The following is an 11864-nucleotide window of genomic DNA, read 5'->3' on the forward strand; positions in this document are numbered from 1 at the left end:
TAGGCTGTCCCCGTTCAGACTGGCCTTTGCATTTCCGCCCTTGGGCCGGAGGCCTCGCCGCGCTAGGAAGGGCGCTCTGCTGTGCAAGGGGGAGGCGGCGATGCAATCTTATCTGGCGGGCTTCGGGCTTGGCCTGTCGCTGATCGTGGCGATCGGGGCGCAGAATGCCTTCGTGCTGCGGCAGGGGCTGCGGCGCGAACATGTCTTCTGGATCTGCCTCGTCTGCGCCCTGTCGGATGCGGTGCTGATCGCGGCGGGCGTGACCGGCTTTGGCGCGTTGGCCGCGCGGATCGGCTGGCTGGAGCCGGTGATGACATGGGGCGGGGCGGCCTTCCTGCTGGTCTACGGGGCCTTGGCCTTTCGCAACGCATGGCGTGGCGGCGAGGTGCTGGAGGCCGCGGGGCAGGGCGGGCAGAGCCTTGGCCGGGCGCTGGCCACCTGCCTGCTGCTGACATGGGGCAACCCGCATGTCTACCTCGATACGCTGGTGCTGATGGGCGCGGTCTCGGCCCCCTATGACAAGGCGGGATTCGCCGCGGGCGGGATGAGCGCCTCGCTGGTCTTCTTCTTCTCGCTGGGCTACGGCGCGCGCCTTCTGGCGCCGCTCTTTGCCAAGCCGCTGGCGTGGCGGGTGCTCGACATCCTCGTCGGGCTGGTGATGTGGAGCGTGGCCTTCAGCCTCCTGCGCGGGCAGCTCTGAGCCCCGGTCCTGATCCTGCCAGCACCGCTTCACTAGGCGCGCGTCCGTTTCATTTTCATCTCTGGGGGTTGCCGGAATCGGGCGTTACTGTATGCAGATGACATGGATATGCGCATGTCAAAGACCTCTCGCCTGACCCCGGGCAGTCCGGTTCCGCCGCCGCCCAAACCGGAACAGCGTCCGGTTCTCGGGGTGGCCTACATGGTCATGGCGGGGCTGCTCTTTGTCGGCGTGACGGCGGGGGTACGCTACATCGGCACCGGCCTGCCGGCAGCGCAGGGGGCCTTCATCCGCTATGCCTTTGGCATCATCCTGACGATCCCGGCCTTCTATGTCCTTGCGAAACAACCGCTGACCCGGCGCCAGTGGGGCATGGCGGGGCTGCGCGGCGTGGTGCATTCGGCAGGCGTGATCCTGTGGTTCTACTCCATGGCCCGCATCCCGCTGGCCGATGTGACGGCACTCGGCTACCTGACGCCGATCCTCGTGACCATCGGGGCCGCGCTCTTCATGGGCGAACGGATGGCCGTGCGCCGCATCGTGGCAGTAGGGGTGGGGCTGGTCGGGGCCTGCATCATCCTGCGCCCCGGACTGCGCGAGATCGGGCCGGGGCACCTGTCGATGCTGGTGGCCGCCGTGCTCTTTGCCGTCTCGTACTCTGTCGCGAAGGTGATGACCGACGATATCGGCCCGGTGCCGGTGGTGGCGCTGATGTCGCTGACGGTGACCATCGGGCTGGCGCCTGCGGCGATCCCCGTCTGGCAGGCGCCCACGGGCGAACAATGGGCCGTCCTTGCGGGGGTCGCGCTGGTGGCGACGGCAGGGCACTACCTGATGACGCTGGCCTTCCGCGAGGCCCCGATCACGGTGACCCAGCCGGTGACCTTCCTGCAGCTGGTCTGGGCGGTTCTGCTGGGCGTGCTGGTCTTTGGCGAGCCGATTGACCCCTATGTCGTCTTCGGCGGCGTGGTGATCATCTCGGCCGTGTCTTTCATCACCTGGCGCGAGGCACGGTTGAAGCGGCGCATCACCCCGCCGGCCCCCGCGACGAAGCTATGATCGGGCCTGTCGAATTGGGCCTGCCGGACTGGCCCACTTGCATTGGGCCGGATTGTCGCAGCGGCACCCCCGTGGGACTTGATCCCTGTCAAAGAAGGGTCTGGGACATGGGTCTAGCCTCTCCTCAAAGACAACAGGAAAGGGAACGACAATGTCCAAGGCTCCGCACCAACTTCATGACGACTTCCCGGAATATGCTGCCACGATCACGGCGCTGAAGACGCAGGACACGCATTTCGCGCGCCTGCTGGCCGAATACGCCGAGGCAAACGACAAGATCCATCTGGCCGAAACCAACGTCACGCCGATGGACGATCTGGCCGCCATCGAACTGCGCAAGCAGCGCGGCGCCCTGAAGGACGAGCTTTTCGCCCTGCTGAAGGCCGCACAGCCCGCGGGCTGATCAGCCCACGTCGTAGGGCAGCACGTCCCGCGTGTTCACATCAATGGTCAGCCGCCGCTCCAGCGGCGGCACCGACCGTTGGTGGCAATGCACCCGCTCGCAGATGCGGCAGGAAATGCCGATCGGCTCAAAGGCCTTGGGCTTGCCCAGGTCGAGGTCATCCGCGTAGACGAGCGCCGGCGCATGGGCCACCTCGCAGCCGAGCGCGATGGCAAAGCGGCGCACCGGTGCCCCGAAACTCCCCCCCGATTTCGACACGTCCCGCGCGAGGTTGATATAGCGCACCCCGTCCGGCGTTTCCGCCAGCTGGCGCAGGAAGCGGCCCGGCGTCTCGAAGGCGCGGTGCACGTTCCAGAGCGGGCAGGCCCCGCCGAAGCGCGCGAACTGCAGCCGCGTGGCAGAGTGGCGTTTCGTGATCGTGCCTGCCTGATCGACCCGCACGAAGAAGAAGGGGATGCCCTTGGCCCCCGGCCGCTGCATCGTCGAGAGCCGGTGTGCCACCTGTTCGATGGAGGCGCCGAAGCGGGTTGCCAGCAGCTCCAGATCGTGACGCACCTCCTGCGCTGCGTGGAGGAAGGCGGTATAGGGCATCAGCGCCGCCCCGGCGAAGTAGTTCGCCAGCCCGATCTTGGCGATGGCGCGGCTTTCGGAGGACTGGAAGCGGGCGAGGTCCAGCGTGGCCTCCAGCAGCTTGTCCTGCTCCAGAAGCGCCACCTGCAACAGCAGCTGGAAGGTCTGCGTCTCGGGCGCTGCGCGGTGCGACAGGGTCAGCACGCCCGCCTCGGCATCGAAGCGGCGCAGCACCGGCGTTTCGGCGAAATCCACCGTGATGCCGCGCGCGCCAAGCGCGGTGACGGCCCGCACGCGGATGTTGTGCTCCGGCCCCGTGGGGCTGGCGAAACGTTCCGCCGCACGGTCCACCGCGTCGATGTAATTGTCGCAATAGTGGAAGAAATCGCGCACCTCGTCCCAGGGCGAGGTCTGGCTGCGGGCGTCGTCGCGGCCAAGCGCCTCGTCCAGCGAGGCGAGGCGTTCATGGGTCTGGCGATAGGCGCGGTGCAGTTCGAGGAAGGCCCGGGCGAGGGCGGGCGCGTTGGAGGCGGTCAGCCGTAGGTCCGCCAGCGGCGGGGCGACCTCGGCCAGCACCGGATCGGCCATCGCCTCGCGCATGTCGCTGACCAGCCGCTCGCTGTCGCCGGTCGACAGCTCCGTCACGTCGAAGCCGAACTCCTGCGCCAGCGACAGCACGACCGAGGTGCTGACGGGCCGGTTGTTGTTCTCCATCTGGTTCAGATAGGGCAGCGAGACGCCGAGCTTGGCCGCGAAATCCTTCTGGGTCAGCCCTAGCCGTTGCCGCGTTTCACGCAGCTTGGCCCCGGCATAGAGTTTCTGCGCCATCTCTGTCCCCTCCGCCGCAGCCTGTCGTCCGGGGGTGGCTTTGCAGATTTGCTGCGCCCCGGGTGCCGGAGACGCTAGCTTTGCAAACTGCCGTTAACAAGCGGTTTTGCGCAGGCCGGGGGCGTCAGATCCCGGCCGCGGCGAGGCTCTTTTCGCGCTTGATGACGAGGTAGATCGCGACCAGACCGGCGATGCCACAGGTCATCTGCAACCACAGGAGGGGGAAGGGCGCCTCGGCCCCCTGCAGCAGGATACCGGCGAGGATCGATAGCAGGGCGCCGCCCCCGATCATGATCGTGCCACCAAGCCCCGAGGCAGTGCCGGCGAGGTGCGGGCGCACGGAGAGCATCCCCGAGGTCGCATTGGGCATCGTCAGACCGTTGCCCATGCCTACGAAGATCATCGCACCGAAGAAGGTGAAGGGCCCGCCCAGTCCGACCATGTGCAGCAGGATCGACCCGCCGAGGCCGATCACCATGACGATCGAGCCCCAGATGATCAGCCGGTTCACGCCCAGCCTGGCCGCCAGCCGCGCGGTGACGAAGTTGCCCGCGAAATAGCCGATGGCCGGGGCGCCGGTGAACATGCCGAAGGTCGCCGGGGTCATCTGGTACATCTCGGTCGCGATGTAGGGCGCGCCGCCGAGGTAGGCAAAGAAGGAGCCTGCCGAGAGGGCCGAGGCCATGCAATAGCCCCAGAACCGCGGTGAGGTCAGAAGCTCGGGGTATTCGCGGAACTGCTGGACGAGGGTCAGACCGCTGCTTTCCTTGGTTTCCCCAAGGTCGAAGAAGACCACCGTGAAGAGGCCCAGCCCCATCAGCAGCAGCGCCCAGAAACAGGCCTGCCAGCCGAAGGTCTGATCGAGGAAGCCGCCGATCATCGGGGCGAGCATCGGCACCAGCGACATCCCCATGGTGACATAGCCCAGCATCGAGGCGGCCTTGTTGCGGGAATAGATGTCGCCCACCACGGCGCGGGACAGCACCAGCGAGGCGGCGATGGTGGCCTGCATCATGCGGAAGATCAGGAAGACCGTGATGTTCGGCGCCGCAAGGCAGCCCATCGTCGCCAGGCAGAAGAGCCCGATCCCGCCAAGCGCCACGGGGCGTCGCCCGAATTTGTCGGACAGCGGGCCGATGAAGATCTGCATAACCGCGTTGGTGGCCAGGAACAGCGCCACCGCCAGCTGCATCACGGAGTATTCGGCCCCGAAATGCACCGCCATCGCGGGCAGCGACGGCAGGAAGAGATTGATCGCCATGGCCGAGGCCCCGGCCATCAGGATCAGGGTCGAAATATGCGGGTGGGACCGCCGGTCGAGGTACCGCGATTTAGATGCGTCTGTCATGCAATTCTCGTATGGCGCGCGTGCAGCCTTGTCTATCCCCCGCAAGCTGGGGCAGGGGGTGACTTTGCATATTTGCAATTTGCAAAATGCGAGTTGCCAATGATTTGCAAATATGCCGGATTTCGCTTTGAGCCTGAGCGGCGCTCCACTATGGTCCCGGAAAATCGCACAAGAGCCATGGGGACCCATCATGAAGGATATTCTTCAGGAACTCGACGATCGCCGCAAGATTGCGCGGCTGGGTGGCGGCGAACGGCGCATCGCGGCGCAGCATGCCAAGGGCAAGCTGACCGCGCGCGAGCGGATCGAACTGCTGCTGGATGCGGACAGTTTCGAGGAATTCGACATGTTCGTGGCCCATCGCTGCACCGACTTCGACATGGAGAAGGATCGCCCCTACGGCGACGGTGTCATCACCGGCTGGGGCACGATCAACGGCCGCATGGTCTATGTCTTCTCTCAGGATTTCACCGTCTTCGGTGGCTCGCTGTCGGAAACCCACGCCCAGAAGATCTGCAAGATCATGGACATGGCGGTGCAGAACGGCGCGCCGGTCATCGGTCTGAACGACTCGGGCGGGGCCCGCATCCAGGAGGGGGTCGCCTCGCTCGCGGGCTATGCCGAGGTCTTCCAGCGCAACGTGCTCGCCTCGGGCGTGGTGCCGCAGATTTCTGTCATCATGGGCCCCTGCGCCGGCGGCGCGGTCTATTCGCCCGCCATGACCGACTTCATCTTCATGGTGAAGGACAGCTCCTACATGTTCGTCACCGGCCCCGACGTGGTGAAGACCGTAACCAACGAGGTCGTCACTGCCGAGGAACTGGGCGGGGCATCGACCCACACCAAGAAATCCTCGGTCGCGGACGGCGCCTTCGAGAACGACGTGGAGGCGCTCGCAGAAGTGCGCCGCCTCGTGGACTTCCTGCCGCTCAACAACCGCGAGAAGCCGCCGGTCCGTCCCTTCTTCGATGAGGTGGACCGGATCGAGGCCAGCCTCGACACGCTGATCCCGGACAACGCCAACACCCCCTACGACATGAAGGAACTGATCCTGAAGGTCGCGGACGAAGGCGATTTCTACGAGATCCAGGAAGACTACGCCAAGAACATCATCACCGGTTTCATCCGGCTGGAAGGCCAGACCGTGGGCGTGGTGGCGAACCAGCCGATGGTGCTGGCGGGCTGCCTCGACATCGACAGCTCCCGCAAGGCGGCGCGGTTCGTGCGCTTCTGCGATGCCTTCGAGATCCCGATCCTGACCTTCGTCGACGTGCCGGGCTTCCTGCCGGGTACCACGCAGGAATACGGCGGCGTCATCAAGCACGGGGCCAAGCTGCTCTTTGCCTATGGCGAGGCGACGGTGCCCAAGGTGACGGTGATCACCCGGAAGGCCTATGGCGGCGCTTATGACGTGATGGCGTCCAAGCACCTGCGCGGCGATTTCAACTACGCCTGGCCCACCGCAGAGATCGCGGTGATGGGCGCCAAGGGCGCGACCGAGATCCTCTATCGGTCCGAACTGGGCGATGCCGAGAAGATCGCGCAGCGCACCAAGGACTACGAGGACCGCTTCGCCAATCCCTTCGTCGCGGCCGAGAAGGGCTTCATCGACGAGGTGATCCAGCCCCGCTCGACCCGGCGGCGCGTGGCGCGGGCCTTTGCCAGCCTGCGCGGCAAGAAGCTGCAGAACCCCTGGAAAAAACACGACAACATCCCGCTCTGATCCCATGTCCCGGACCCGCTGGCATATCCTGCGGCAGGACGGCGCGCTGACACTGGCGCGCCAACTGCCCGCGCGCTTCGACCTGAAGGCGGAAACGCTTCTGCCGGGTGGGTCGAAGACCGCGATCGCGCATCAGGTCCGTCAGGACGTCTGGCGTGCGTTGCAGCATATGCGCGGCTTCTCGCCGGTGGTCCGGGTCGAGGACACGGGCGCGGGCCTGCACGTCACCGCCGGTGGGCGGGTCGAGGGCGCCTTTGGCCGCGCGGCCGCCGAAGAGGCGGTGGCCACGCTGCTGGCCAGCCCCGCGCATCGTGCGCGGTGGGTCCGCCATGCCCGTCGCGGGGAGAGGTCCGATGCATAGGGCCGTTGTGACATCTGCCGTTCTCGGAGGGGCCCTCTTTTGGGCGACGGCACCGGTTGCGGGGCAGGAGGACGCCCCGACCGTTCCCTCTGGTCTGGTCCTGCATCTGCAGGAAATCAGGCTGGACGACGCCTCGGAGGGGGGCGTCGTCCGTTTCAGATACGTGGCGGACGGGCTGACCGGTGCCGCCTATGACCGGGTCGAGGGCGACTTTGCCGCGCTCTGCGAGGGGCAGGTTCTGCCCTGGGCGGCGGGGCAGGGAGACCGGCCCGGACAGGCCATCATCTCGCTGGCGTCCTCTGCGGTTGATTTCGGTGTTTCGGCGCCCGATGTGACGCAGTATTTCGAGGCTTTCCGCCTCGAAGAAGGCCGCTGCATCTGGGAGATGTTCTGATGACCGCACCACATATTGCGAAACCCTGCCGGGCCCCCCGGCGGGATGATGCTTTCCCACCACAGGCCGCAGGGACACTGCGAGCCGGATATGAAATCCGCCCGAACTCCGCTATGTTGTCGGCAGGTCGCGATCATGTGACCTCAAACCCGTGGTCGGGGTTCCGTGCCCCCGTGGCCATGGAATACCCGCCCCAGCAACGAAGCAGGAGTATTGGATGTCCAAGAGCATCAAGAGCATCCTCGTTCTCGGTCTGGTCGCCGTCGCAGGCGCCTGCGCGAAACAGGAAGAAGAATACGTCGTGGTCCAGCCCGAGCCGATCTCGATGGAACCCGTCTACACCGGCAAATACAAGTAAGCCGCGTGTGAAGACACCGGGTCCGGCCCTGCGGCCGGACCCGACCCATGGCCTGTCTGTCACCCTGATCTCCGGGGGTGCAGCATGATCAAGCATCGTGGCTTCCCGGGCCGTCTGCCCGGTACGGATTTCCAGTTCACCATCCGCCGCGCCAACCCCAAGGGCGTGACGCCGATCACCAAGCGCGAGCGCTATCGCGACCGCAAGGCCCCCGACCGCCGTGCGGATGCGGGCTTCATGGCGGCGCTCTGGGAACACTTCGGCGCAGAGCCCTTCGAGCGCGGCAACCTCGACGCCGGTCGCCTGTCGTGGCTCTTTGGCCGCGAGGTTGTGGCCGCGGAAGAACCCTTCGACCCCAAGAGCTACGATGCGCTGCTCGTCATCGACGAAGAGGTGGCGCGCCGGTCCTTCCCCGATGTCTTCGCCGATGAGGCAGAGGACTGGGACGACGAGGACGAAGACGACTGGGGTGATGACGAAGACGGGGAGGAATAGGCGTGTTTCTGCCGCTGACCCCCCTTTTCTGGCAAGGAATGGCCCATGCCGCCGCGCCGCGCATTTCAATCTTGGCGCGAGCGATTCTGACGGGCAGCATCACTTATGCTGCAGGGCGTCATTCCTTGTCTGATCAGGGCCTGCGTCCTGCGGCGTGTCTATACCGTTACCCTTCCCCTAAAGGGCGGCCCGGTTCCCCCAACAGCCGGCCGCCCGCCTTTTTCTTCCGTTTCGAGAGACCGAAAGCTCCTGCCACGTCACGCGGCGGGAAAGCGCCTGTGCGCGTCGGTCGGGCGGCAATTTCCCGCCACGGCCAGATCAACTCTATGGAACCGGCAGCGCGTTCGTGTGTTCTATCCCCCAGATACACAATCATTTGGGGTGAGAAACCATGCTCAAGCACGGCAAAAAATGGATCCTGGCAACCGCACTTCTGGGCGGCCTCGCTGCCTGTGGCGACACGCTCGGTGAGCAAGCTGTCATCGGTGCAGGCGTCGGCGGCGCAGGGTCGGCCGTCGCGGGCGGCAGCCTGGCGACCGGTGCCCTCGTGGGTGCTGCGGCCAACGTCGCCTACTGCAACCAGTATCCGCATCGCTGCAACTGATCGCGCTCCGACCCTCCGGTCGGAACCCGGTTCTGCACGTCGAGATCTGAACGCCATCGCGGTGCCTGCCGCGGTGGCGTTTTCGCGTCTAACGGGTGCCCGCTGGCCGGGCCTCCGCGAGGCAGGAACAACCACGCCGGGCGCAACGGCGCCGGGCCGGGACACGAACCAAGACCGGGAAGGGGCATAACATGTTCGACAAAATCCTGATCGCCAACCGGGGCGAAATCGCCTGCCGCGTCATCAAGACGGCGCGCAAGATGGGCATCAGCACCGTGGCCGTCTATTCCGACGCCGACCGCAACGCCTTGCACGTTGCCATGGCGGATGAGGCCATCCACATCGGCCCGCCCCCGGCGAACCAGTCCTATATCGTGATCGACAAGATCATGGAGGCGATCAAGGCCAGCGGCGCGCAGGCCGTGCACCCGGGCTATGGCTTCCTGTCGGAGAACCCCAAGTTCGCGCAGGCGCTGGAGGCCGCGGGCGTGGCCTTCGTAGGCCCGCCGGTCAAGGCCATCGAGGCCATGGGCGACAAGATCACCTCGAAGAAGATCGCGCAGGAGGCCGGTGTCTCCACCGTGCCCGGCTACATGGGCCTGATCGAGGACGCCGAGGAGGCGGTGAAGATCTCGGGCGAGATCGGCTATCCGGTGATGATCAAGGCTTCGGCCGGCGGCGGCGGCAAGGGCATGCGGATCGCGTGGAACGACACCGAGGCGCGCGAGGGCTTCCAGTCCTCCAAGAACGAGGCCGCGAACTCCTTCGGGGATGACCGGATCTTCATCGAGAAGTTCGTGACCCAGCCGCGCCATATCGAGATCCAGGTGCTTTGCGACAGCCACGGCAACGGCATCTACCTGGGCGAGCGGGAATGCTCGATCCAGCGCCGGAACCAGAAGGTCGTCGAAGAGGCGCCCTCTCCCTTCCTCGACGAGGAGACCCGCAAGGCGATGGGCGAACAGGCCGTCGCACTGGCCAAGGCCGTGGGCTATGCCTCTGCCGGGACGGTCGAATTCATCGTCGACGGGTCGAAGAACTTCTACTTCCTCGAGATGAACACCCGCCTGCAGGTGGAACACCCCGTGACCGAGCTGATCACCGGCGTCGACCTTGTCGAGCAGATGATCCGCGTTGCGGGCGGCGAGCCGCTGACCATCACGCAGGACGACGTCAAGCTGACCGGCTGGGCGATCGAGAACCGGCTTTACGCCGAGGACCCCTATCGCAACTTCCTGCCCTCCATCGGGCGTCTGACCCGCTACCGTCCGCCCGAGGAGCAGGCCGCCGGCCCGCTTCTGGTGAACGGCAAGTGGCAGGGCGATGCGCCGTCGGGCGACACGGCCGTGCGCAACGACACCGGCGTCTACGAGGGCGGCGAGATCTCGATGTACTACGACCCGATGATCGCCAAGCTCTGCACCTGGGCGCCGACCCGCGAGGCGGCGATCGAGGCGATGCGCATCGCGCTGGATCGGTTCGAGGTCGAGGGCATCGGGCACAACCTGCCGTTCCTCGCCGCCGTGATGGACCATCCGAAGTTCGTCTCGGGCGACATGACCACGGCCTTCATCGCCGAGGAATATCCCGAAGGCTTTGACGGCGTGACCCTGCCGGAGGCCGAGCTGAAGCGCGTCGCTGCCGCCTGTGCCGCGATGAACCGCGTGGCCGAAATCCGCAAGACCCGCATCTCGGGCCGGATGGGCAACCACGAACGCCATGTCGGCAACGACTGGAACGTCGCGCTTCAGGGCGCCAGCTTCGACGTGAAGGTCGATGCCTCGCCCGATGGCGCGACGGTGACCTTCGATGACGGTACCGCCCTGCGGGTGGCCGGCGACTGGACCCCGGGCGACCAGCTGGCCGAGATGACGGTCGACGGCGCGCCGCTGGTGATGAAGGTCAAGTATATCTCGGGCGGGTTCGGCGTGCGGATGCGCGGGGCCGACATGAAGGTCCACGTGCGCACGCCGCGCCAGGCCGAACTGGCCCAGCTGATGCCCGAGAAGCTGCCGCCCGACACCTCCAAGCTGCTGCTCTGCCCGATGCCGGGCCTCGTCGTGAAGATCGACGTGGAAGAGGGGCAGGAGGTGCAGGAAGGCCAGCCGCTCTGCACCATCGAGGCGATGAAGATGGAGAACATCCTGCGCGCCGAGAAGAAGGCCGTGGTGACCAAGATCAACGCCGCTGCGGGCGCAAGCCTCGCGGTCGACGACGTGATCATGGAATTCGAGTGATCTTCGGGGCCGTCATAACGCCTGCGGGGCCCTGCGCCCCGTGGGCCGGACGGCCCGGAATGGCCGGTCCTGCACCGGCTTGTATTGATCTGCCGGGTCCGGGGGCGCTGCCGTCTTACTGCAGCAGCCGCCGTTCCTGCAGTTCCTGCCGCCGCAGCGGCGTCTTGTCGATGGTGGCGGAGAGCTCGCGCACGGTCAGCGGCTGCGGCTTGCGCAGCGTGACCTGCCCGTTCTTGTCGATCAGCACCACGTTGAACCCGCGCGGGCGCAGTTTGCGCCGCAGCGGGCCGCTGGCGGCGGGGTCGGTATCGGTCAGCACGATGACATCGCGGTCCAGCAGTTCGGCCGGGCGCTCTTCGAGGTTCTCGATCTGGCGCCGGTACTGCGGGTCGTTGGGCGTGTCGGCAAAGACCACCACGGGGCGTTTCTCCCAGAGGAAGCTGTCGAGGTCCGGTGTCTCGCCGGTCCAGAACACGCTGTCTTCCACGCTCTCATTCACGGCGGGTGCCGCGGGCGCGTCGGGCGCAGCCGCGGCGGGCACGCTGGTCGCCTGCTGTGCGGCGGCCGCCAGCGGCGCAAGCACGAGCAGTACGGCACATAGGCATGTCTTCATGGATGTCATGGCCCCTCCTGTCTGTCCGGATATAAGCGCGGACCAAGAAATTACTACGAAAATCCTCTGCGACATTGCGGCAAATCCGCAGGTTAAGCCTCTTCTCACGCCTCGTCCGGCAGGGTGGCGGGGACGGACCGTGGCCCTTGGGGCGCGGCAGCAGAAGGGGCG

The 11864-nt window shown here is 66.2% G+C and carries 13 protein-coding genes; 10 read left to right on the forward strand and 3 right to left on the reverse strand.

Features of this window, described 5'->3' with window-relative positions:
• Window positions 1–100 precede the first annotated feature (100 nt).
• The 3 genes from LCM32_RS03965 (at window position 101) to LCM32_RS03975 (ending at window position 2162) form a co-directional block, all read left to right on the forward strand.
• Window positions 101–700, forward strand: coding sequence for a LysE/ArgO family amino acid transporter (locus LCM32_RS03965; protein ID WP_224819744.1), 600 nt, complete (start codon window positions 101–103; stop codon window positions 698–700).
• A gap of 114 nt (window positions 701–814) precedes the next feature.
• Complete coding sequence (locus tag LCM32_RS03970) at window positions 815–1759, forward strand: DMT family transporter (RefSeq protein ID WP_224819745.1); 945 nt, start codon at window positions 815–817, stop codon at window positions 1757–1759.
• Between the two features lie 151 nt (window positions 1760–1910).
• Window positions 1911–2162, forward strand: coding sequence for a YdcH family protein (locus tag LCM32_RS03975; RefSeq protein ID WP_224819746.1), 252 nt, complete (start codon window positions 1911–1913; stop codon window positions 2160–2162).
• On the opposite strand, the gene LCM32_RS03980 is transcribed toward LCM32_RS03975, so the two are convergent.
• Window positions 2163–3560, reverse strand: coding sequence for a helix-turn-helix domain-containing protein (locus tag LCM32_RS03980; RefSeq protein WP_224819747.1), 1398 nt, complete (start codon window positions 3558–3560; stop codon window positions 2163–2165). It abuts the gene before it with no gap.
• Between the two features lie 124 nt (window positions 3561–3684).
• On the reverse strand, window positions 3685–4908 hold the full coding sequence (locus tag LCM32_RS03985; protein ID WP_224819748.1) for a multidrug effflux MFS transporter: 1224 nt from the start codon (window positions 4906–4908) through the stop codon (window positions 3685–3687).
• Between the two features lie 190 nt (window positions 4909–5098).
• Here LCM32_RS03985 and LCM32_RS03990 point away from each other — a divergent pair, with 190 nt between their 5' ends.
• From LCM32_RS03990 to LCM32_RS04020, 7 genes are all read left to right on the forward strand, one after another.
• Window positions 5099–6631 carry an acyl-CoA carboxylase subunit beta gene (locus LCM32_RS03990; protein WP_224819749.1) on the forward strand — a complete coding sequence of 511 codons (1533 nt, stop codon included), beginning with the start codon at window positions 5099–5101 and terminating at the stop codon, window positions 6629–6631.
• Between the two features lie 4 nt (window positions 6632–6635).
• The gene (locus tag LCM32_RS03995; RefSeq protein WP_224819750.1) at window positions 6636–6992 is read left to right on the forward strand and encodes a hypothetical protein; all 357 of its coding nucleotides are present in this window, start codon (window positions 6636–6638) and stop codon (window positions 6990–6992) included.
• Window positions 6985–7386 (forward strand): DUF6497 family protein, encoded by a 402-nt coding sequence (locus LCM32_RS04000; RefSeq protein ID WP_224819751.1) that lies wholly within the window; start codon window positions 6985–6987, stop codon window positions 7384–7386. Before LCM32_RS03995 ends, LCM32_RS04000 begins: the two co-directional genes overlap by 8 nt.
• A gap of 217 nt (window positions 7387–7603) precedes the next feature.
• A complete protein-coding gene (locus LCM32_RS04005; protein ID WP_224819752.1) occupies window positions 7604–7744 on the forward strand; it encodes a hypothetical protein in 141 nt (46 codons plus the stop codon).
• An 84-nt stretch (window positions 7745–7828) separates the two neighbouring features.
• Entirely contained in the window at window positions 7829–8239 is a 411-nt protein-coding gene (locus LCM32_RS04010; RefSeq protein ID WP_224819753.1) for a hypothetical protein, read from the forward strand.
• 391 nt (window positions 8240–8630) lie between these two features.
• Window positions 8631–8843: a hypothetical protein gene (locus LCM32_RS04015; RefSeq protein ID WP_224819754.1), complete on the forward strand. Its 213-nt coding sequence runs from the start codon at window positions 8631–8633 to the stop codon at window positions 8841–8843.
• Window positions 8844–9034: 191 nt separating this feature from the next.
• Entirely contained in the window at window positions 9035–11080 is a 2046-nt protein-coding gene (locus tag LCM32_RS04020; RefSeq protein ID WP_224819755.1) for an acetyl/propionyl/methylcrotonyl-CoA carboxylase subunit alpha, read from the forward strand.
• Window positions 11081–11195: 115 nt separating this feature from the next.
• On the opposite strand, the gene LCM32_RS04025 is transcribed toward LCM32_RS04020, so the two are convergent.
• A complete protein-coding gene (locus LCM32_RS04025) occupies window positions 11196–11702 on the reverse strand; it encodes a DUF4174 domain-containing protein (protein ID WP_224819756.1) in 507 nt (168 codons plus the stop codon).
• Between the last annotated feature and the right edge of the window lie 162 nt (window positions 11703–11864).

The organism is Pseudooceanicola nanhaiensis (assembly GCF_020171315.1).
Taxonomy (GTDB): Bacteria; Pseudomonadota; Alphaproteobacteria; order Rhodobacterales; family Rhodobacteraceae; genus Pseudooceanicola; species Pseudooceanicola nanhaiensis_A.

Excerpts from the sequence above, each read along its gene's own strand:
- LCM32_RS03995 (WP_224819750.1), top strand. The coding sequence starts at position 6,636 with ATGTCCCGGACCCGCTGGCATATCCTGCGGCAGGACGGCGCGCTGACA.
- LCM32_RS03985 (WP_224819748.1), bottom strand. The coding sequence starts at position 4,908 with ATGACAGACGCATCTAAATCGCGGTACCTCGACCGGCGGTCCCACCCG.
- LCM32_RS04010 (WP_224819753.1), top strand. The coding sequence starts at position 7,829 with ATGATCAAGCATCGTGGCTTCCCGGGCCGTCTGCCCGGTACGGATTTC.
- LCM32_RS03970 (WP_224819745.1), top strand. The coding sequence starts at position 815 with ATGTCAAAGACCTCTCGCCTGACCCCGGGCAGTCCGGTTCCGCCGCCG.
- LCM32_RS03975 (WP_224819746.1), top strand. The coding sequence starts at position 1,911 with ATGTCCAAGGCTCCGCACCAACTTCATGACGACTTCCCGGAATATGCT.
- LCM32_RS04015 (WP_224819754.1), top strand. The coding sequence starts at position 8,631 with ATGCTCAAGCACGGCAAAAAATGGATCCTGGCAACCGCACTTCTGGGC.
- LCM32_RS03980 (WP_224819747.1), bottom strand. The coding sequence starts at position 3,560 with ATGGCGCAGAAACTCTATGCCGGGGCCAAGCTGCGTGAAACGCGGCAA.
- LCM32_RS04025 (WP_224819756.1), bottom strand. The coding sequence starts at position 11,702 with ATGACATCCATGAAGACATGCCTATGTGCCGTACTGCTCGTGCTTGCG.
- LCM32_RS03965 (WP_224819744.1), top strand. The coding sequence starts at position 101 with ATGCAATCTTATCTGGCGGGCTTCGGGCTTGGCCTGTCGCTGATCGTG.
- LCM32_RS04000 (WP_224819751.1), top strand. The coding sequence starts at position 6,985 with ATGCATAGGGCCGTTGTGACATCTGCCGTTCTCGGAGGGGCCCTCTTT.
- LCM32_RS04005 (WP_224819752.1), top strand. The coding sequence starts at position 7,604 with ATGTCCAAGAGCATCAAGAGCATCCTCGTTCTCGGTCTGGTCGCCGTC.
- LCM32_RS04020 (WP_224819755.1), top strand. The coding sequence starts at position 9,035 with ATGTTCGACAAAATCCTGATCGCCAACCGGGGCGAAATCGCCTGCCGC.
- LCM32_RS03990 (WP_224819749.1), top strand. The coding sequence starts at position 5,099 with ATGAAGGATATTCTTCAGGAACTCGACGATCGCCGCAAGATTGCGCGG.